General features: G+C 69.0%; 19 protein-coding genes and 1 pseudogene. 12 read left to right on the top strand and 8 right to left on the bottom strand.

Features of this window, described 5'->3' with window-relative positions:
* Positions 1-55: 55 nt before the first annotated feature.
* A complete protein-coding gene (locus BUE16_RS03190; RefSeq protein ID WP_073306937.1) occupies positions 56-1,978 on the top strand; it encodes an ABC transporter substrate-binding protein in 1,923 nt (640 codons plus the stop codon).
* 107 nt (positions 1,979-2,085) lie between these two features.
* Here the strand turns inward: BUE16_RS03190 and BUE16_RS03185 are convergent, their stop codons facing one another.
* Positions 2,086-4,290 carry a histidine kinase N-terminal 7TM domain-containing protein gene (locus BUE16_RS03185; protein ID WP_073306936.1) on the bottom strand — a complete coding sequence of 735 codons (2,205 nt, stop codon included), beginning with the start codon at positions 4,288-4,290 and terminating at the stop codon, positions 2,086-2,088.
* Between the two features lie 260 nt (positions 4,291-4,550).
* On the opposite strand from BUE16_RS03185, the gene BUE16_RS16190 reads away from it, so the two are divergent.
* The gene (locus BUE16_RS16190; protein WP_159435708.1) at positions 4,551-4,862 is read left to right on the top strand and encodes a hypothetical protein; all 312 of its coding nucleotides are present in this window, start codon (positions 4,551-4,553) and stop codon (positions 4,860-4,862) included.
* Positions 4,863-5,086: 224 nt separating this feature from the next.
* On the opposite strand, the pseudogene BUE16_RS03180 reads toward BUE16_RS16190, so the two are convergent.
* The 3 genes and pseudogenes from BUE16_RS03180 to BUE16_RS03170 form a co-directional block, all read right to left on the bottom strand.
* A pseudogene (locus BUE16_RS03180) lies at positions 5,087-5,356 on the bottom strand (IS5/IS1182 family transposase); the annotation flags it as partial.
* A 478-nt stretch (positions 5,357-5,834) separates the two neighbouring features.
* Positions 5,835-7,313: a sodium:solute symporter family protein gene (locus BUE16_RS03175; protein WP_073306935.1), complete on the bottom strand. Its 1,479-nt coding sequence runs from the start codon at positions 7,311-7,313 to the stop codon at positions 5,835-5,837.
* Complete coding sequence (locus BUE16_RS03170) at positions 7,306-7,533, bottom strand: DUF3311 domain-containing protein (protein WP_073307070.1); 228 nt, start codon at positions 7,531-7,533, stop codon at positions 7,306-7,308. Before BUE16_RS03170 ends, BUE16_RS03175 begins: the two co-directional genes overlap by 8 nt.
* Positions 7,534-7,751: 218 nt before the next feature.
* Between BUE16_RS03170 and BUE16_RS03165 the strand changes: the two genes are divergently transcribed.
* Together BUE16_RS03165 and BUE16_RS03160 are read left to right on the top strand one after the other, a co-directional pair.
* A complete protein-coding gene (locus tag BUE16_RS03165; RefSeq protein WP_073306934.1) occupies positions 7,752-8,870 on the top strand; it encodes a glycosyltransferase family protein in 1,119 nt (372 codons plus the stop codon).
* A 76-nt stretch (positions 8,871-8,946) separates the two neighbouring features.
* Positions 8,947-9,546: an NUDIX hydrolase gene (locus tag BUE16_RS03160; RefSeq protein ID WP_073306933.1), complete on the top strand. Its 600-nt coding sequence runs from the start codon at positions 8,947-8,949 to the stop codon at positions 9,544-9,546.
* Between the two features lie 28 nt (positions 9,547-9,574).
* Here BUE16_RS03160 and BUE16_RS16570 read toward each other — a convergent pair whose 3' ends face one another.
* Positions 9,575-9,739 carry a hypothetical protein gene (locus BUE16_RS16570; RefSeq protein WP_159435706.1) on the bottom strand — a complete coding sequence of 55 codons (165 nt, stop codon included), beginning with the start codon at positions 9,737-9,739 and terminating at the stop codon, positions 9,575-9,577.
* Between the two features lie 263 nt (positions 9,740-10,002).
* Between BUE16_RS16570 and BUE16_RS03155 the strand changes: the two genes are divergently transcribed.
* The 3 genes from BUE16_RS03155 (at position 10,003) to BUE16_RS03145 (ending at position 12,926) form a co-directional block, all read left to right on the top strand.
* Positions 10,003-10,809: a DUF7388 family protein gene (locus BUE16_RS03155; RefSeq protein ID WP_073306932.1), complete on the top strand. Its 807-nt coding sequence runs from the start codon at positions 10,003-10,005 to the stop codon at positions 10,807-10,809.
* 123 nt (positions 10,810-10,932) lie between these two features.
* Positions 10,933-11,700, top strand: coding sequence for a creatininase family protein (locus BUE16_RS03150; RefSeq protein ID WP_073306931.1), 768 nt, complete (start codon positions 10,933-10,935; stop codon positions 11,698-11,700).
* Positions 11,700-12,926, top strand: a complete 1,227-nt coding sequence (locus BUE16_RS03145) for an NAD(P)/FAD-dependent oxidoreductase (protein ID WP_079991460.1) — start codon at positions 11,700-11,702, stop codon at positions 12,924-12,926. Before BUE16_RS03150 ends, BUE16_RS03145 begins: the two co-directional genes overlap by 1 nt.
* Positions 12,927-12,942: 16 nt before the next feature.
* On the opposite strand, the gene BUE16_RS03140 is transcribed toward BUE16_RS03145, so the two are convergent.
* Together BUE16_RS03140 and BUE16_RS16820 are read right to left on the bottom strand one after the other, a co-directional pair.
* On the bottom strand, positions 12,943-13,551 hold the full coding sequence (locus tag BUE16_RS03140; protein WP_073306930.1) for an Hsp20/alpha crystallin family protein: 609 nt from the start codon (positions 13,549-13,551) through the stop codon (positions 12,943-12,945).
* A gap of 2 nt (positions 13,552-13,553) precedes the next feature.
* A complete protein-coding gene (locus BUE16_RS16820; protein WP_200778352.1) occupies positions 13,554-13,709 on the bottom strand; it encodes a DUF7559 family protein in 156 nt (51 codons plus the stop codon).
* Positions 13,710-13,863: 154 nt separating this feature from the next.
* Between BUE16_RS16820 and BUE16_RS03135 the strand changes: the two genes are divergently transcribed.
* From BUE16_RS03135 to BUE16_RS03120, 4 genes are all read left to right on the top strand, one after another.
* Complete coding sequence (locus tag BUE16_RS03135) at positions 13,864-14,745, top strand: DUF429 domain-containing protein (protein ID WP_073306929.1); 882 nt, start codon at positions 13,864-13,866, stop codon at positions 14,743-14,745.
* 81 nt (positions 14,746-14,826) lie between these two features.
* Complete coding sequence (locus tag BUE16_RS03130; protein ID WP_073306928.1) at positions 14,827-15,081, top strand: hypothetical protein; 255 nt, start codon at positions 14,827-14,829, stop codon at positions 15,079-15,081.
* 130 nt (positions 15,082-15,211) lie between these two features.
* Positions 15,212-16,993, top strand: a complete 1,782-nt coding sequence (locus BUE16_RS03125; protein ID WP_073306927.1) for a radical SAM protein — start codon at positions 15,212-15,214, stop codon at positions 16,991-16,993.
* On the top strand, positions 16,993-17,814 hold the full coding sequence (locus tag BUE16_RS03120) for an MBL fold metallo-hydrolase (RefSeq protein ID WP_073306926.1): 822 nt from the start codon (positions 16,993-16,995) through the stop codon (positions 17,812-17,814). The genes BUE16_RS03125 and BUE16_RS03120 overlap by 1 nt, the downstream gene beginning before the upstream one ends.
* Positions 17,815-17,885: 71 nt before the next feature.
* Here the strand turns inward: BUE16_RS03120 and BUE16_RS03115 are convergent, their stop codons facing one another.
* Positions 17,886-18,098, bottom strand: coding sequence for a DUF7511 domain-containing protein (locus tag BUE16_RS03115; RefSeq protein WP_073306925.1), 213 nt, complete (start codon positions 18,096-18,098; stop codon positions 17,886-17,888).
* 179 nt (positions 18,099-18,277) lie between these two features.
* Between BUE16_RS03115 and BUE16_RS03110 the strand changes: the two genes are divergently transcribed.
* Positions 18,278-19,120 carry a YkgJ family cysteine cluster protein gene (locus tag BUE16_RS03110; RefSeq protein ID WP_073306924.1) on the top strand — a complete coding sequence of 281 codons (843 nt, stop codon included), beginning with the start codon at positions 18,278-18,280 and terminating at the stop codon, positions 19,118-19,120.
* Positions 19,121-19,163 lie beyond the last annotated feature (43 nt).

Genomic DNA, 19,163 nt, shown 5'->3' with positions numbered 1-19,163 from the left:
TGTGTTTGGCGAGCGACCGATCCCGAGCGATACATCACGACTGGAGGTACGCTCGATGCCTGCTGATGACCGGTCCCGGTCTTCGGTGGGGAGACGCCACTTCCTGTCGGTGATCGGTGCGTCCGCGGTCGCGACAGGGCTCGCAGGATGTACCGTCAGAACGACCGAGGACGGGGTCGAAGTCGACTTCGAAAACGACGACGGCGATTCACCGGCGGTGGAGACGACCGGCATGCCGATGCAGACGACGACACGGGACGACACGCCCGCGCCTTCGAACGCACCGTCGAATACCACGACATCGGCTGCCGCGACACCGACCTCGAAGCCCCAACAACGGATGGGGGGAACACTCCAGTTGACGAGCGGGACGCTCACGATGCTCGATCCCATCGCTGCGACTGACTCATCCTCGATGGCAGTCCTCGAGAATCTCTTCGACGGACTGACGACGTTCCCGAACGGGGAGACCACAGCGGAGCTCCAACTCGCGACAGATGTTACCATCTCGGCTGACGGACGAACCTACACGATATCGCTCCGGGAAGGGGCCACGTTCCACGACGGCTCGCAGGTTACCGCCTCGGACGTCGTCTACTCGTGGGAGCGGCTCGCGGCATCCGACAACTCCCGCAGGGCGTACTACCTTCTTGAGTATCTCAACGTAGCGCACGGCTTCACCGGTGGAGGGTACGTTCCGGGCTCGATGGCCGTGCGAGCGGTCGACGATACCACACTTCGCTTCAGGCTGGCCAAACCGAACTTTGCGGCGCTCGAGCTACTCGCGCATCCGGCGTTCGCAATCGTTCCAGAAGGCATCGTCGGGGACATCGATGGCTACGTCGGCCGGATGTCCTATCAGAGCTTCGCGGAAAGTCCAATCGGGAGCGGCCCGTTCGTCTTCGAGCACTGGAACAAGACCGAAGAGGTCACAGTCACGCGGTACGACGACTACCACGGGACCGCCCCGGACCTCGACGGCATCCGATGGCGGGTCCTCACAGACTCGACAGCCGCGTACAACTACGGGCAGAACCGGAACGCGGACTTCGTCACCGTGCCGGACGCGGAGTACGACCCGCGGCGGGTTCGCATCGCGCAAACGGACGATAGCGGCCGTCGGTTCGGCGAGTACGGCCCGATGGAGAACGGCGAGACGGTCTCGTACCTCTCTGCGCCGTTGGCGCAAACGTTCTACATCGGGTTCAACACGAACAGGGTCCACAAGCCCGTACGCGTGGCCATGGCCTACGGGCTGAATCAGCAGTGGGCCGTCAATCGAGCCCTGAATACGCGCGCCACACCCGCGGCCCACCTCACACCACCCCCGATCTATCCGCACGGCGGCTACCAGTCGCACGCGGACAGTGAATATCCGTACAGCTACGATGCAGCAGAGCTGCAAGCGGCCCGTCGTGTGATGGAAGATGCGGGCTACGGTCCGAGCAATCGGTACCAGTTCACGCTGACGTCCTACAGTTCATCGGTCAACAAGAAAATCGGCCAGCGGCTGCAGGACACACTCGCTGCCGCCCACATCGACTTGCGGTACGAGGAGACGCATTTCAGTTCCCTGATCAATCGAGGGTACAAGGGCAACGTCGACGCCTACTTCCTTGGCTGGGTTCCCGATTATCCCAATCCGGATAACTTCCTCGAGAACCTCAACCCGCCGGCGACCGAGACCGACGGGTCTCCCGAGGGGTTCTACCTCAACTGGGGCGGCACTGCGGCGAGTCAAACCGCTGCGCGGGCCTGGCAACGCGTCGAATCCTCCCTGGAACCGACAGAGCGAGCGCGCCAGAACCGTGAGGCGGCCTACGTCACGATGGAGGAGGCGAACTGGGAGGACGTCGCGCTCTTACCGCTGTATCACCCGATCGACGAGCGGTTCGCATACGATGACGTCACCGTCGACCCGTTCGGCGGCCTCGGGAGTACCTATCAGGAGTACAACACAGTCGTCAAGGGGGAGTAGCACTCGACCGGTGTGCTACCGGTGAGAGACCAGAGAGCGTCCAGTTTCATGTCTAATTCGGATCTGCGGTGGTGCTGAGTACGCCACTGATGTACGCGGTGGGTGGCTCATTCGGTCGTCTCTGGATCGAACAGGTCGGTGAGGATCTGTTCCTCGGCTTTCCTGAGATGACCGTGGAGGGTCGGGGCCGAGATGTCGAGGACCGCGGCGACGTCCTCTGCAGTGGAGTCCCGGGGCCACCTGAAGTAGCCGGCTCGATAGGCCGCCTCCAAAGCTTCCGCCTGGCGCTCGGTGAGATCCGCTAGGCTGTGCTCGGTAAGTGTGTCGGCACGTTCGACGGCGCGGGGGCGCTGGCGTTTCGAAACCAGCCGCGTGTCGGGAAACTGCTGTTCGACCGCGTCGATCAGTGCCCTGACGCTCGATCCGGCAGCGATCTCGAGAGTGTAACTGGCACGGCCATCCTCGACCGTGGCGTGCTGGACGTTCGCCCCGAAGTCGACGAGCATCCCGAGGAGCGCATCGCCGGTGACCTGCCATTCGAGCAGACCGCCAGTCTCGCCATCGCTGATCAACCGAACCTCGCCTGACGACTCGAGTTCGTCGGCAACTGCTGAGACGTCGCCATCTTCGAGGCGGACGTATGCGACGTGACCCGCTTTGCCCCCTGGAACGAGGCCTGCGAGTTCGAGGTCGCACTCTGTGAAGACCGACGCGGCGACCAGCGAGTCGCTGTCGTCGGTGCTCTCGAGTTCGACCTCGGTGACCGCCTCGGCTGAGAGGAGCTGACGCATTCCGACAGCATTGACGGCGTGGCCGACGATCTCGCCGAGTTCGCCAAGGACCGCTCGCTCGCGGTCGCTGATCTCCTCGCGGTCGGTGTAGAGGCCGAGTACGCCGTGAACAGTACGACCGTAGACGACCGGAACGATGGCCCAGGTACCGTCGCCAGTCGTCGGTTCGGGTGCGATAGTTTGAGTTCTCGCCTCCTCGCTACGTTCGAGCGCCCTGCTTTCGATGCCGTCGTCATCGAGTGCGGGTGGAGTAGACTCGACCTGGTCGCCCGCTACGAGCCATCGATCGGCGTCGCCGGTCCACGTGGTGACATCGGCTACACAGGCGGTCCGGTAGAGGTCGGAGTCGGCGAGACGCTCACAGACGGCGCGTTCGACGGCTTCCTGGCTGGTCGCCGAAACGAGCGCCTGGTTGACGCCTCGAATGACCGCGTTCAGTTCGTTGACGGTGGCGAGCTCATCACGTTGGGCAGCGAGTCCCCGTTCGCGCCGCTTTCGGGTGGTGACGTCGTGGATGACGAGGGTGTGGCCTATCTGGCGGTCGTGCTGGTCGGTGATCGGCGAGGTTCTGACCTCGTAGACGCTCTCGTCGATTTCGAGTTCCGCGAGGGCGTCCTCGGCCTCGAAGTCGATCACGTCGCTGTCAACGAGCGACCGGATCTCTCGACCGAGCGCGTCAGCAGGGTCACTGTCGATCACGTTGACAGCGGCCGAGTTGCAGTAGACGACGCGGCGGGCGTTGTCCACGATCACGACTCCGGTGTCGAGTTGACTGATAGCGGCGTTGCGGCCGAGCTGTCTGGTTGCGGGAACGAGATCGAACAGCTGTCGCCGGAAGAGCGCGTACCCGAACGTGATGCCGGTCACCGTGAACGCGTGGGGCGTCGGGTCGATGACGAGTTGGGACGTCCAGAAGAAGTTTTCCGCGACGTTCCCGAGGAACGGAGCGGCGATGCCTACGAGCAGGAGCGCCGACTGGTCTGTGTAGAGATAGTCAGACTGGAAGACCAGGCGGAGCAAGAGAGCCGTTGCGATGGCGATCAACGCGTAACCGTAGATGATGTCCACCCAAAAAATCGGTCCGTAGGTGAAATCGATCAGCGAGATGCCGTCCACAACCCTCACCTGAGCGGTACGCCAGAGGAGGTGGTGGAACGGATTCGTCCACGCGCCGATGATAGCCAGCATCGGAACGAGACAGAACCCGACGACGTTCCATCGAGTGACAAACTTGTCGTGACCGGTGTAGGACAGCGCGAACAGGAACAACCAGACGTAGATGGTCGCGACGCCGAACCACTGCACGCGCGCCCAGAACACACGCCAGGTTGGATCGGACGTGACGATGCCAACGCCGTAACAGCCGGACCAGACAGTCAACGACAGCATCAACATGCCGAACCAGGTGGCACCGGGTTCCTGTCGGTGACGGAAGGCATAGACCGCTAACACGGTCGTTGTCGCTGCCGAGAAGGTGAGCAGGCCGACGTGCGCGAGAGCAGCGCTACTTACCATGTCCATGCGCTTCGGCAGGGTCGACCGGTAGCGTAACCCATCACGCGCGTTCGGTTATGTGTCAATCACGCAGCTATCACTCGTCAGTGGTTAAATAGGTAGCTGGTCGAGGGCCCCATTTAGCTGAATTGAGGCGCTGTATCTCTTTCCTGCTCGCATCTTCGGGTCGGTCGGCGCTCGCTGAGGAAGGGGGCTTAGCGCCTCAATTCAGCTAAAGCCGTGGACTTCCTCCGTGAACTTTTGTGAACCGTCTCGGGTCAAGTACCGTGGCACTCAGTCCGATATGCATGTGGATCCGCATGGAGATCATGGTGCACAACTACGTCGCTGAGAAGGCCCGGACCGGTGACCACGTCCCCAGAAACCATCACGACCTCCCAATGGACTTCATGCAGTCGCTTCCCGGCCGGGTCCGTTCGACGACACGAGAGCCGATCGACGACGAAGCAGTCGATCGGGACATATCACGCGAAGAATATGAGGCCGCTGGCCGAAAGGCCGAGTCTGCACCAGACACGCTCGACGAGGCAGCGCCGACGAAAGAACGTGGGGTACTGCAATGTCAAAGCAGCGTCTGAAAGCTGAGTATGGGAAGGGGTTCCAGTGACCGCTGAGACTGTGGGGGCCTCAACACAGACCTAGAAGACCGCCTTGTGAACTGTGCGGACAATGTACTACGCAGATATAAGGGCCATTTTGAGGCCGCCGACACATACAGCGACCGTGGAAGGAAGATCAGTCGATCACATCGACAGCCGCGCAATCTCGTCTGATGGCGGTGAGTCAGATCGAACTGGTTGTGGAGCGTCTTCGAAGCGCTGGTGAGAGTTGATGGGGCAGGCAGCTCAGTGAGGTTGATCGCGTTCCGAATACGAGGTATTTCGATGAGTTCGTCGAGGAGTGTTCGATACGTTGTGTCCTTTCGAACTTTGAGACAGAGGAGAACGATGTGCTGATGGAGCGTGTAGCGTTGCTTCGAGAACTTCGAGGAGTATCGACCTACGGCACGGTGCGCTAACTGAAATGCGTCCTGGACAAATCGGAGCAACCGAGACTTCGGGAGGGTCTGCATCTTCTCAAACTACCGACTGAACCTGTAACTCACTAAGGATTTCAACAGAGCCAAATATATGACTTTGATCGGTCGGTAAGTGAACGGTCTGATCGCGACAGAATCGTAACTGCTGATTTAGATTTGAGCATCTGAAATGAATTCTTGAGAACTCTTCTACGACATCCCCGACTGTCTAGCTGCTCCGAATCGACCGCTGTCTCTTCGTTGTCTCGAAATCCGAGCGGGCGGAAGATCTGCCTGACAACGATAACGATCACGCAAAATCGGTAGACGTACCTTGGCGAAATAGCCAGATTCGACCGCGGTCTGGCGAAATTACAGAGCCGAAAAAAGATCCATGACTCCTTTTGTACTGTCTCTACTCGTTCGGCACTCTGTGAAAGCGAGTCGCTCGCGTTCGAAGCCGACTGTGAGGACGTACGTCTGCGTGCCCGGGTGGTGAGCGGGCGGCGGGAAACGCGTGCCGTGGCGCGGGTCAGTCGGCGCCGACGCCGAACTTCTCGGCGTTCTCGGCGGGCGCGCTCGCGGTCACCGTCGACACCGCGACGGTCACGACCAGCGACAGCAGCATGCACCACAGCGCGAAGTCCCAGGTCAGGTACGTCGTCGGCATCGGGAGGAACACGTGCGCGAGGTAGACCGCCTCCGCCGAGCCGACGCCGGCGATCATCCCCCACTCGGTCGTGCCCCCCCAGTACAGCGCGAGGAGCAACGGGATCGTGAGCTGCGCGTAGCCGCCGAAGGCCGTGTCGCCCAGCGTCACGAGCGTATCGAGGCCGCCGCCGCTGCCGACGAACAGCGACGCGAGGAACGTCGAGCCGGCGAAGACGGCGACGCCGACGCGGGCGACCCACCCCTCGCGGGCGTCGCTCGCGTCGGGGGCCACGAACGGCCGGTACAGGTCGCGCGTGAAGTACGACGACCCCGACAGCAGCATCGAGTCCGAGGAGGACATCATCGCCGCCAGCGCGCCGGCGATCACCAGCGCCGCGAACCACGCGGGCGTGTACTCGGTCAGCAGGACCGGGAGGACGTTGCTCCCGTCGGGCACCTCGATCCCGAGGCCGACCGCCCACGAGCCGAGCAGGAACGCGGGGACGAACAGCAGGAGGACGAGGACGGGCCACAGCGCGAACGAGCGCTTGAGCGTCTCGACGCGGTCGGCCATGAAGAATCGCTGGTTCACCTGCGGGAACGCCGCGACGCCGAAGGCGATGACGACCGCGGTGCCGATCATCCACTGCGGGGAGTACAGGCCCCCGCCGAGGGCGGCGAACCCCGGCGCGGCGTCGGTCATTCCGGCGGTCAGCGCCGAGACGCCGCCTCCGACGGTCGCGATCCACCCGACGGCCAGCCAGATCACGCCGAGCATGAACACGCCCTGGAGCGTGTCCGTCCAGGCGACGCCGCGCAGCCCCGACAGCCCCACGTACGCGACCATGAACACCGTGATCAGCGCCGCGCCCGCCCAGTACGGCACGGCGCCGTCGGTGAGCCCCACGAGCGCCTGCCCGGCGCCGATCTGCTGGAGCATCACGTACGGGAACAGCCACAGGAGGCTCACGCCGGCGACGAGTCCGCGCAGCGCCGTCGAGTCGAAGCGGTCGCCGAGCATCTCTCCGAGCGTCACGTAGCCGTTGGCCTTCCCGACCAGCCACTGCTTGTAGCCGATCGCGTACCACAGCAGCGCGAACAGGATGCCGTCCATCAGCCCCATCACGAGGATCCACTCCGGCCCCGCCGCGAACGCGAGGTTCGGCCCGCCGAAGAACGTGAACGCCGACAGCAGCGTCGCGAACGTCGTGAACAGCAGGACGACCGTTCCCACCGACCGCGACGCCAGGTAGTAGTCCTCCGCCGAGCGGTCGGTGAGCCGGTACGCGACCAGGCCGATCGCGAGCGCGACCACCAGGTAGCCGACGACGACGCCCAGCGAGATGCCGAGATCAGCCACGGCGGATCACCCCGGCGTCGACGCCGCGTTCCCACGCGCCTCCGCGGGCGAACGCGTAGAACGTCGCGCTCGCCAGGACCATCCACCCGATGTGCCACCACAGCCACAGCGGCAGCCCAGCGACGACCGTCGCGTTCCGCCAGAGGAACCACGGCACGGCGAACGCGACGAGCAACGCGAACGCCGCGATCCACACCGCGTCTGTTCGTGTTCGAATCATCACGCGGTGGTAGTCGTTCATGAACCATGAATGTTGTCGATTCGTCTCTTCGATCGCAATTTCGAAGAGAATATTTCTTCGTTGTGGAGATCGCGACGCCGTGTACCTTCACTCGTCCGCGGTCGGCGGCGAGAGCGGCCCCGCGGACCCGTCCCCGGCGGCCTCGTCGCCCCCGCAATCACCCGGCTTTATTCGCCGTCCGGCCCTGGGATCCGTCGATGGAGTACGTCCAGGAGCGCGTCGCCACGCTCCACGCGTTCGGCGACGGGTCGCCCGACGCCCCGACCGACCGCGCGGCGGTCGTCGTGCCGATGACCGAGCGCGAGTACGCCGGACTGGCGGCCGAGCGCGTCCTCTCGGAGCTGGAGGCGCTCGATCCCGCCCGGGTGGTCGTCCCGCTGCGGGCGCCGGCCGACCGCGTCGGCGCCTTCCGGGAGTGGCTCGACGGCTTCGAGCTGCCGCTGGAGACGGTGTGGTGCGACGGGCCCCGCGTGGCGGACCTGCTCGCGGACGCGGGGCTCGACGGCGAGCGCGGCAAGGGCCGGGACGTGTGGCTCGCGCTGGGGCGCGCGCTGGAGGAGGAGTACGTCGTCGTCCACGACGCGGACACGAAGTCGTACTCCCGGGAGTACGTCCGCCGGCTGCTGTTCCCGCTGGCGAACGGCTTCGACTTCTCGAAAGGGTACTACGCCCGCGTCGAGAACGGACAGCTGTATGGGCGCCTCTTCCGACTGTTCTACGCGCCGCTGGTGCGCGCGCTGCGCGACGGCCACCCCGAGTCGGAGTTCCTCGAGTACATGGCGGCGTTCCGCTACGCGCTCGCCGGCGAGTTCGCCGCCGCGAGCGACGTGGTCGCCTCGTTCCCGGTCCAGCGCACCTGGGGATTGGAAGTGGGGACGCTCGCGGCCGCCTACGACGCCGTCGGCGTCGACGGCGCCGCGCAGGTCGACCTCGGGAGCTACGAGCACGACCACCGCGCGGTCTCCGGGCCGACCGGGCTCTCGGACATGAGCCGCTCGGTCGGCGCGGCGCTATTGCGCGCGGCCGGCGAGCACGGCGTCGACCCGGAGTACGAGAGCCTCCCGGACACCTACCGCGCGGTCGCCGAGTCGTACGTCGACCGCTACGCCGTCGACGCCGAGTTCAACGGACTCTCGTACGACCGGAGCGGCGAGCGCGAGCAGGTGGACACCTACGCGGCGTCGATCGCCCCGCCGGGAGCGGACACCCGCTTGCCCCCGTGGAGCGAGGCGGACCTGTCGCCCGCGGCCGTCGCCGATGCCGCCCGGGCGGACGCGCGCGACGCGGCGAACGGCGAGGTTGCCGGGGACGAGTGAACGTGTTCGGCGTCCCCGGCGCAGTCGCCCTCGACACGACCGCACGGTTGAAGCCGGACCGGTGAGCATAGCGGGTATGGACTTCGAGCGCGTTCGTCGGCACGATCCCGTCGAGGTGACGGACGCCGAACGGCGCGCGGCGGTGTTGGCCCCGATAGTCGACCGCGGCGGCGCGCCGCACGTGCTGTTCACCAAGCGCGCCGACCACCTGGGGAGCCACCCCGGCCAGATGAGCTTCCCCGGCGGCGGCGTCGAGTCGGGCGACGCGGACCTGACCACGACGGCCCTCCGCGAGGCGCGCGAGGAGATCGGCCTGCGGTCGGAGGAGGTCGACGTCGTCGGGCGACTCGACGACATCCGGACCGTCTCGGAGTACGCCGTGTCGCCGTTCGTCGGCACCGCCCCGGACCGCGAGTACGTGCCCAGCGACGACGAGGTCGCCGAGATCGCGATTCTCCCCGTCTCGGAGCTCACCGCCCGCGCGAACTACGAGTCCGAGCGCCGCGACCACCCACACTACGGGGAGATCCGCCTCCACTTCTTCCACGTCGACGGCTACACTGTCTGGGGGGCGACCGGACGGATGCTCGTGCAGCTGCTCGAACTGCTCACCGACTGGGAGATGCCGGCAGAGGTCGACCGCGTCGTCGACCCCGACGCCGATCTCCCCGTCTGATCCCGACGCGACCCGCGCCGGCGGGCGCCTACGCGTAGCTGATGACGACGAGCGCGAGGAAGAACAGCGCGAGGAACCCCCCGAGGACCAGCGCGGCCGTCACCCACCCGTCGGCGCTCCCGAACCGGTCGGTGATCGAGCGCTCTCCGCTCGTGACGATCGGGCCGCGGTCGGCGCCGCCGGCGTCTGACATACCCCACCTGCGTCGGTCCGAGGGCAAGAATCCTCGGCCCTCGAGCGCCGATCCCCCGCGATCCGGTCGCCGATTCTGACGAGAACACCACGCTTATTCCCACGAGCGTGCTCACGAGAGGTATGGCCGCACAGGCGATGGATCGCGTTCCGCGACGGTCCTAGTTCTTTCCCGACGGCGTCAGCGACCCCCGGAACCGTTCGTTTCACACGACTGCAGTCGCCCGACTCGACTCCGACCGACCGGCCTCACCGCTCCTACCAATGACACTCACCGCATCCGAAACCGCCGACAGCGTCGCCGCGCGAACAGGACTCGACGGGATCGCGCTCAAGCCGACCGAGTGCGACGTGTTTGTCGCTGTCGACCTCCCGGTCGATCTCGTATGTCTCGACTACGAGGGACGTGAGGCGCTGCCGGACGCCGGGACGCTCGCGGACCTCGCGGCGGAGGTCGACCTGCGGGTGACGACGCCGGTTCGCGCCGACGGGTTCGATCCCCGCGGCGACGACTCGCTGGTCGCGACGCTTCCCGACGCCACCGAGCGCGTGCTCGTGGCGGGCCACGGCGCGTACCTCTCGGAGACGGAGCGCGGCCGCGCGGTCGCGCCCCGCCTCGGCGACGCCGCCGCTGCCGTCCGCGAGGCTGGCGGCGTCCCGTGGGTCGGCACCGAGGGCGTCGAGCGCATCGCGCTCGCCGCGGGCGGCGTCCAGTATGACCTGCTCTCGCGGTCGACCGAGCGCGACGTGCGCGCGCTTCGCGCGGCCGGCTTCGAGGGCGAGGTCGCCCTGTACGCGCCCGTCGTCCCGACCGACGACGAGGACGCCGTCCTCGACGCGGTCGGCGCGTATGCGGCGCGTCGAAAGCCCGTCCGCGAGGCGCTCCCCGAGGGCGCCGAGACCGACTCCGGGGCGACGGGGCGCGCCCGGGAAGTGCTCTCGGCGGCGGTTCGCGACTACGCGCTCGTGGGCGACCCCGAGACGGTCGGCGAGCGCGTGCGCGACCTGAAGTCGGTCGGCGTCGACCACGTCGTCGGCTACCCGGCGACCGGCGTCGAGGCGCTGCGGTAGGTCGCGACCACGTCGCCACGCGACCCGGCGACTCCGTTACCCCGCGACCCCCTGCCGTCGCCGAGTCGCCGTCGACGCGCCAGCCACCCGAACGCCTACGGTCTCTCACGCGGACCGGCCGGTATGCGACTGCTGCACGAGGAGACGGCGGCGAGCGCGGGCGAGGCGTTCGACGACGGCGTCGAGGTGGCGATCCTGCCGACCGGCTCGGTCGAACAGCACGGCCCGGCGCTCCCGCTGGGCACGGACTTCCTCGCGGCGGAGGCCGTCGCGCGCGGGATCGACCGCGACGACGCCGTCGTGTTGCCGACGGTGCCGGTCGGCGTCTCCGCGCACCACCGCCAGTTCGACGGCACGCTGTGGGCCGAGCCCGAGACCTTCGAGGACTACGTCGGCGAGATCGCGGCGTCCGTCGCCAGCCACGGCGTCCGCAAGCTCGTGTTCTGCAACGGCCACGGCGGCAACGGCGACGCCCTCCGGCGGGCGGCCCGCCGGCTCCGCGGGGACCAGATCGCCTACGCGGCGCCGTGGAACTGGTGGTCGAGCCTCGGCGGCCTCGACGAGGAGCTGTTCGACCAGTCGGGCATCGGCCACGCCGACGCGATGGAGACGAGCATGGTCGCGCACCTCGCGGACGACCTCGTCCGCGAGGCGCTGCTCTCGGAGGCGGAGGCCGGCGCGGCCGACTCGTGGGGGAAGACCATTCACGGCGCCGCCGTCGGCTTCGACACCGCCGACTTCTCGGAGTCGGGCGCGGTCGGGACACCGACCGAGGGGACCGCCGAGAAAGGCCGGAAGCTGTACGAGCAGGCGACGAGCGAACTCGACGCGCTCGTCGGCTGGCTGGCTGAACAGCCATTCGACGCGCTCGCGCCGGAGCCGCACCGCTGATGGGCGGCACCGACCCGGACGCCGGAACCGGCTCGGCGGCCGGCGCCGCGGGCGACGGACTGCGCGTCGCGGTCGTCGGCGGCGGCGCCGTCGGCGTCACCGCCGCTCACGACCTGGCGCGCGCCGGCGCGGACGTAACGCTGTTCGAGCGGGGCGACCTCGCGTCCGGGGCGTCCGGCCGCGCCGCGGGCGTCCTGTACGACGCCTACGCCGAGGACATCGACGCCGAAGTGGGCGCCCGCGCGCTGGAGCGCTTCCGACGACTCTCCGGAACGGGCGAGTTCTCGTTCACCGACTGTCCGTACGTGCTGCTGGCGCGCGATGGCGACGGCGACCTCGCGGAGGCGATCGAGGGCGCCGCCGAGCGCATGCGCGTCCACGGCCGCGACGTGGAGACGCTCGGGGGCGAGGAACTCCGGGGGCGCTTCCCGAGCCTCCGCGTCGACGACGTGACGGTCGCGGCCGTCGCCCGCAACGCCGGCTGGGCCGATCCGGGGAGCTACGTCGCTGCGGTCGCCGACCTCGCCGAGTCGGCGGGCGTCGAGATCCGAACCGACAGCCCCGTCGCGGTGTCGACGGCGCCCCCGGGCGTGGCCGTCGCGAGCGAGGCGCCCGTGACGCGGCGCTTCGACGCGGTCGTCGTCGCCGCGGGCGCGCACACGAAGCAGGTGCTCGCGGACGCCGGGATCGCGGTCCCGCTGAAGCCCTACCGCGTGCAGGCGCTCGTTTCGTCGCGCGAGTACGGGGGGCCGATGTGGTACGACGCCTCGGCGGGCGCGTACGCCCGCCCCCACCCGGCGGGCCTGCTCGCCGGCGACGGCACCGTCCCGGTCGAGGCCGACCCCGACGAGTGGGACCGCGACGCCGACGACTGGTTCGTCGAGGACGTGGGCGGGACGCTGCGCGAGCGCGCGGGGCACGACCCCGAGGTCGACCGCGCGTGGGCCGGCCTGTGCACGGCGACGCCCGACGGCGATCCGCTGCTCGGCGCGGTCGCCGACGGCGTCTTCGTCGCCGCCGGCTGGCAGGGGCACGGGTTCATGCGCGCGCCAGCGACCGGGGAGGCGGTCGCGAGGCAGGTACTCGGCGAGTCCGACGGGACCCCCCAGTTCGACCCGACCCGCTTCGACGGCGACGAGGCGTTCGAGATCAGCGAGGGGATGGCCGTCGACACAGAGTCCGACACCGATGCCGGCACCGACGACCGAACCGAAACCCGAAACTGATCGCGAACGAGAACAGTTACCGTTCGTCGTCGGCGTCGGCCTCGGCGTCCGAGTCGTCGGTCCCCTCGTCCGAACCGGCGGCGTCGGCTTCGCCGGCCGCCTCCGTCGGTTCTGCGTCGTCTTCTTCGCTGTCCAACTGTCCCGGCTTGTCGTCCCCGCCGTTGGCGTCGTCGGCTTCGGCGTCCGCCTCGCCCTCCTCGACGGCGACGGCACCCCCTTCGGCCTTGGGAACCCGGACGCGGAGCGTTCCGTGCTCGGTGAGCGTCGAGGTGGCGTCCTCGGGCTCGACAGCGGCGCCCGGGGGCAGCTCCGCGCGGCCGTCGAGCGCGAGCCCGCGGCCGGGGAAGCGCATCTCGAAGCCCTCGCGGAAGTCGCGGAATCGGTCGATCCGCACCTCGACGGCGCCCTCGTTGAACCGCACCTGCACGTCGCTGCGCTCGGCACCGGGAGCATCGAAGACGACGAGGTAGGCGTCCTCGGACTCCAGCAGGTCGTACGCGAGCGGCGACTTCTCCTGTACCGTCGCGACGCCGCGGCCGACGCGGTCGAGCACCGTGTTCACGGCGGACTCGCTCACTTCCCTGATCCGGTTGGCGCCCTCGGCGAACTGGTCGGGTTCCGGCATGGTTACAGCTCGATCTCCTCCAGGTCGCTGCCGCCGCACAGCGGGCACGACAGGTCGGCGACGGTGTGGTCGTCCGCGATGTCGTAGGTGTAGTGGTTCTCGAACATGTCGAGTTCGCAGTCGTCGCTGACGCACTTGACCTCCTTCGTAGCGGGCATACGCTCGGCTTGGACCGCGCGCGGCATAAACGACGTGGGGCTGGCCGGAGCTTCCGGTATCGCTCCCTCGCCCCTCCGAGCGCCGCCCGGTTCGCGCCCGCTCGGGGCGGCCGGAGCCGCCGCGGTTTTGCGCGTCGCGCTCCTCCCGAGATCTGTGTCTCGGCCCACCCGTCCGGACTCGGCGTACGGCGTCGACCTCAGCGCCGCGGCCGCGAGCGCGGGCACCGACACCTGGGTCGCCCGTTGCGTCGTCGACGAGGGCGCGGACGACGGACTCGTCGTCGCCGAGTTGGCCTCTGCCTCGGAGTTCCTGGACCTCGACTCGACCGCCCGCGACGACGTGCTACCGGCGTTGGCCGACCGCCTCGGCGGCGTCGAGGGGCCCGCCGTCGCGGGGATCGACGCGCCGTTCAGCCTCCCCGCGTGGGTGTTGGGCGACCGTACCTGGCGCGAGTTCGTCGAGGCGACGCCCGACCGATGGGGCGTACTCGACGGCGTCGACGACCCGAGCGACCTGTACGAGGCGGTTCGCGACGGCGCCGACGCCGACGCGGGCAGGTCGATCCGGCGGGCAACCGACGATGATCACGGCGGACAGGACCCCGCGGGGTTCCGGATCAAAACGCAGACCTACTACGGCATCTCGGTGCTCCTCCGGCGACTGATCGACCGTGACGACGTGTGCGTTCCGCCCGCGCTGCCGGCGTCCGCCGGCGCCGGCGATTCACAGCCTCGGCTCGCCGTGTTGGAGACGTACCCCGCGTCGGTATTCGACCGACTCGACGGCGCGGTCCGGACTGGCTACAAGAGCGACCAGCGTCGGCACGTCGAGGCGCGCCGTCAGAACGTCGCAGCGCTCACGGACGCCGGGGTTCGCTTTCGCGACGAGACCGCCCGCGACTGCGCCGTCGCGACCGACGACGCGCTCGACGCGGTCGCGGCCGCCGCCGCCGCCGCGCGGAACTACCGGGCTGCGCTCGGTCCGTACGACGCGGCGGACGACCGCGATCGGCGCGAGGCGCGGATATACGCCTGAAAGCCGCGTAAACGGTTCGAGAGCCCGATCTGTCGCAACACTGAATAGCTCGGCCACTCGATTCCTTGTGAGGTGCACACAATGCGCACGAGACGGCGGGAGCACGAGCGGGAACAGGAGGCCCGACGGGAGGCCGACCGAACCGAGCGCCGCGAGACCGCGGCGACCGTCGCAGAGCCGCCCAAGACGGCCGACGACCTCCTCGACATACTCGAGGGCGGGGACGGCCTCACCTACGAGGAGGCGGCGCTCGTTGGCGGCATCGAAGAGGTGGCCGCCGGGAGCGACGAGCGCGACCGCGGCGACCACGCGACGCCGACGCGCGGCGGCTGGTGAGCCGCGCCGGCGGTGACGTGAGCCGGTGACCGCCCCGCGAGCGAACGCGACGACCCCGGACTCCGGGGCGCGCGCGAGCGTCCGGTTCCGGACCGCACGCGTTTAGTCGCTCGGCCCGCCATCGACTGGTATGACCGCGCCGGACCCGACCGACTGCTCCGTCACCATCGTCGACGGCTACGTGGACGAGCCGGCGCACTTCGGCGTCCCACCGTACATCTCGACGTACCCCCGCTTCACCGCGGGCGCGCTCGTCGACGCGGGCGTCCCCGAGTCCAACGTCACCTACCACACCATCGACGAGCTCCGCGACGACCGACGCAAGTGGGGCGACGTGGCCGACGCCGACCTCATGATCTACGTCGGCGGGATGACCGTCCCCGGCAAGTACGTCGGCGGCACCCCGGCCGAGCCCGACGAGGTGCGCGAACTCGCGTGGACGGCCGACGGCGTCACCCTGCTGGGCGGGCCGGTCCGCTTCGGCGTCGGCGAGGAGAACGCGGGCGCCCAAGAGATGGAGCGCGACGACCTCGACTACGACTTCGTCGCCATGGGCGACGTGGAGGCGGCCGCCTTCGACATCGTCGAGAGCGGGCTGGAGGGCTTCGGCAACCGCATCCGCGACTACGACGAGGTGTCCCGGTGGTCGAGCATGGGCGCGTTCGTCGTCGAGCAGCACCCGAACCACCCCGACTACCTTATCGCCGAACTGGAGACCTCGCGCGGGTGCGCGTACCGGTGTTCGTTCTGCACGGAGCCGCTGTACGGCGACCCCGACTTCCGGACCGCGCCCGACGTGGTCTCGGAGGTCGACGCCCTCTCGGACCACGGCGTCCGGCACTTCCGGCTCGGCCGGCAGGCCGACATCCTCGCGTTCGGCGGCGACGGCGAGGCGCCGAACCCCGACGCGCTCCGGCAGCTGTACGGCGGCATCCGCGAGGTGGCTCCTGATCTGCGCACGCTCCACCTCGACAACATGAACCCCGTGACGATCACCGACTACCCGGAGGCGTCGCGGGAGGCCATCGAGGTGATCGCCCGGCACAACACGCCCGGCGACACGGCGGCGTTCGGGCTCGAATCGGCCGACCCCGAGGTCAGAGAAAAAAACAACCTCCTCGTCAGCGCCGAGGAGTGCCTGGAGGCCGTACGCGTCGTCAACGAGGCCGCGGGCTGGCGCCCCGGCGAGGACCCCGCGGACTCCCCCAGCTTCGGCGACTCGGCCCCGCGGCGGCTCCCGAAGCTCCTGCCCGGTATCAACCTCGTCCACGGGCTGGAGGGCGAGACCAGCGAGACGTTCGAGCACAACAAGGCGTTCCTCGACTCGGTGATGGACGAGGGGCTCATGCTGCGCCGGGTGAACGTCAGACAAGTGATGGCGTTCGAGGGCACCGAGATGGCCGAGACGGGCGCCGAACTCGCGCGCGAGCACAAAAAGGAGTTCCAGCGGTACAAGCGGGAGGTCCGCGAGACGGTCGACCGCCCGATGCTGGAGCGCGTGATGCCGACCGGGACCGTCCTTCCGGACGTGTACCTGGAGTACCACGAGGACGGCACCACCTTCGGCCGACAGCTCGGTACCTACCCGATCCTCGTCGGGGTCCCCGGCGAGCACGACCTCGGCCGCGCGATCGACATTGCGGTCGTCGACTGGGGGTACCGCTCGGTGACGGGCGTCCCGTACCCGCTGGACCTCAACGGCGCCTCGATGGACGAGCTGACGGCCATCCCCGGTATCGGGACGGGGACCGCGGGCGACCTGGTGGTGAACCGTCCGTACGCGAGCGCCGCCGAGGCCGCCGACGTGGCGGGAGCGAGCGTCGACCTGACGCGCTTCGCCGACGCCGGCGTCCCCGGCGTCGACGCCGACGCGGAGTACCCCGGCGCGCCGGCGCCGCGGAGCGCCGACTGATGCGAGGTTCGGCCGACGGCGGCGACCGCGCGCCCGACGCCGACACCCACGTCGACCGCTTCTCGGTCCCCGTCGACACCCGCGCGCCCGGCGGGACGACGAACGCCTACGTCGTCGGGACCGACGAGACGCTGCTCGTCGACCCGGCGGCCAGAACCGACACGCTGGACACCGTCGTCCGCGAGAAGGTGGCCGACCACGTCGCCGTCACGCACGCGCACCCGGACCACGTCGGCGCGGTCGCTGACTACGCCGCCGAGACGGGCGCGGCCGTGTGGGCGCGCCGGGGGTACGAGGACCGGTTCGCCGACGCGACCGGCGTCGAGCCCGACCGAAGCTTCGGACCCGGCGACCGCGTCGGCCCCGCGACCGTCCTCGACCTCCCCGGCCACGCCCCCGACGGCGTCGGCTTCGAGACCGGCAACGGCGTCGTCTGCGGCGACGTGGCCGTCGCCGAGGGGAGCGTCGTCGTCGCGGCGCCCGAGGGCGACATGCGCGCGTACCTGACGACGCTCCGCCGGCTCCACGCGCGCGATCCGCCGGCGCTGTTCCCTGGACACGGCCCCCGGATTGACGATCCCAAAGCGGTGTCCGCCCGGCTGGTCGACCACCGCCTCGACCGCGAACGGACGGTTCTCGCGGCGGTCGAGGCGGGCGCCGACGACCTCGACGCGATACTCGACCGCGCCTACGAGAAGGACCTCACGGGGGTGTGGGATCTGGCGCGCGCGACGGTTCGGGCGCACGTCGAGAAACTGGCCCGAGCGGGTCGCGTGCACTGGGACCCGACGGACGGGTCGGTTGGCGTCACCGACCGGTGACCCGGCTCGGGGCCCGTCGGCGAGGGCTGCCGGGAGGCACCTCATCCCCATGCCGGATCCACGGCACGCCGTCAGCGGACGTCGTGGAGTTCCACCAGGCAGTCGGCGTTGACCGAGAGCCACGTCGTCACGAGGTCGGCGTCGGCGGCGTCGTCGGGGTACAGCGTGCAGCGATCCGGCTCGCCGTCGTGGCGAACCACCGCGGCTCGGAGGCCGGAGGGGGCGGCAAAGCGTGGGTCGGGCGTGCGCACGTCCTCGGGTGACCGGTCGGATGCGGCCGACATGGTCGTGTCAACGCGAGGAAAACACATAAATGTCGCTAAGACCCGTCGCGACCGATCCAGAGGCCTCCGGAGGGGACCGGAACTCCGGGGACCGATCGAGAGTTCCGCTCCGTCGGAGCGCCGCGCACGTCCGAGGCGGCCCCGACGCCGTTTTGTGCGTGAGGCACCCACGCCCGCCCGTGCAGTCACTCGAAGCCGAACTGGAGCGCGCCCGCGCGCTCGACGTGAGAGAGTTGGCCGACGCCGTCGAGGCGATCGGCTTCGAGTGCACCCGCTGTGGCGCCTGCTGCAAGAGCGAGGCCGACGACCCCCACACCGCGACCGTCTTCCCCGACGAGGTGCGCCGGCTTCGGGCGGCGTCCGCGGCGGGCGACGCCGACGGGGGCAACGGCGGCGACGGCAGCGACGGGAGAGACGGCGGCGACCGCCCGGAGACGGGCGGTTCCGGAGACGCCGACGCCCGCGACTGGCGCGATATGGCGCGTCCGGTGCCCTACGGGCTGACCGAGGGCGAGGACGGACCGGAGGGCGAGACGTTCGAGTGGGCGCTACAGACCGACGCCTGCGGCGACTGCGTGTTCTACGAGGAGGGCGAGGACGGACTCGGCGCGTGCGCCGTCCACGAGGACCGACCGCTCATCTGCGAGACGTACCCGTTCTCGGTCGACCTCGACGGCACGAGTCAGCCGATGGGGGAGGTGGTCGACAGCATCGGGCTGAAGGGCCCATCGAGCGCCGATGATCCCGGCGACCCCGAGGGCGCGGTGCGCGCCCACGAGTGCGAGGGGCTCGGTCGCAACATCGACCGCGCGGACGCTGAGTCGCTGGCGGCCGCACTGAAGAGGCGCGCGGTTCGCGAGCTGGAGGAGGCAATCGGCGTCCGCGACGCCTACGAGCCGACGCCGACGGGGCCAGGCGAAGTCGTCGTTCACGACTCCGAAGGCGCCAAGCGCCCCGACGGCAACCGGATCGACGGTCGAGTCGAGCAGACCGGCGCCCCCGACGACGATCCCCCCGCGTGACGGGAGCGGCGCGGGTCGACCCCGTGCGGCGGTAGGTATATGT

The sequence above is a fragment of the Halobaculum gomorrense genome (assembly GCF_900129775.1).
GTDB classification, from domain to species: domain Archaea; phylum Halobacteriota; class Halobacteria; order Halobacteriales; family Haloferacaceae; genus Halobaculum; species Halobaculum gomorrense.
This window is presented reverse-complemented; position numbering and strand designations above follow the sequence as displayed.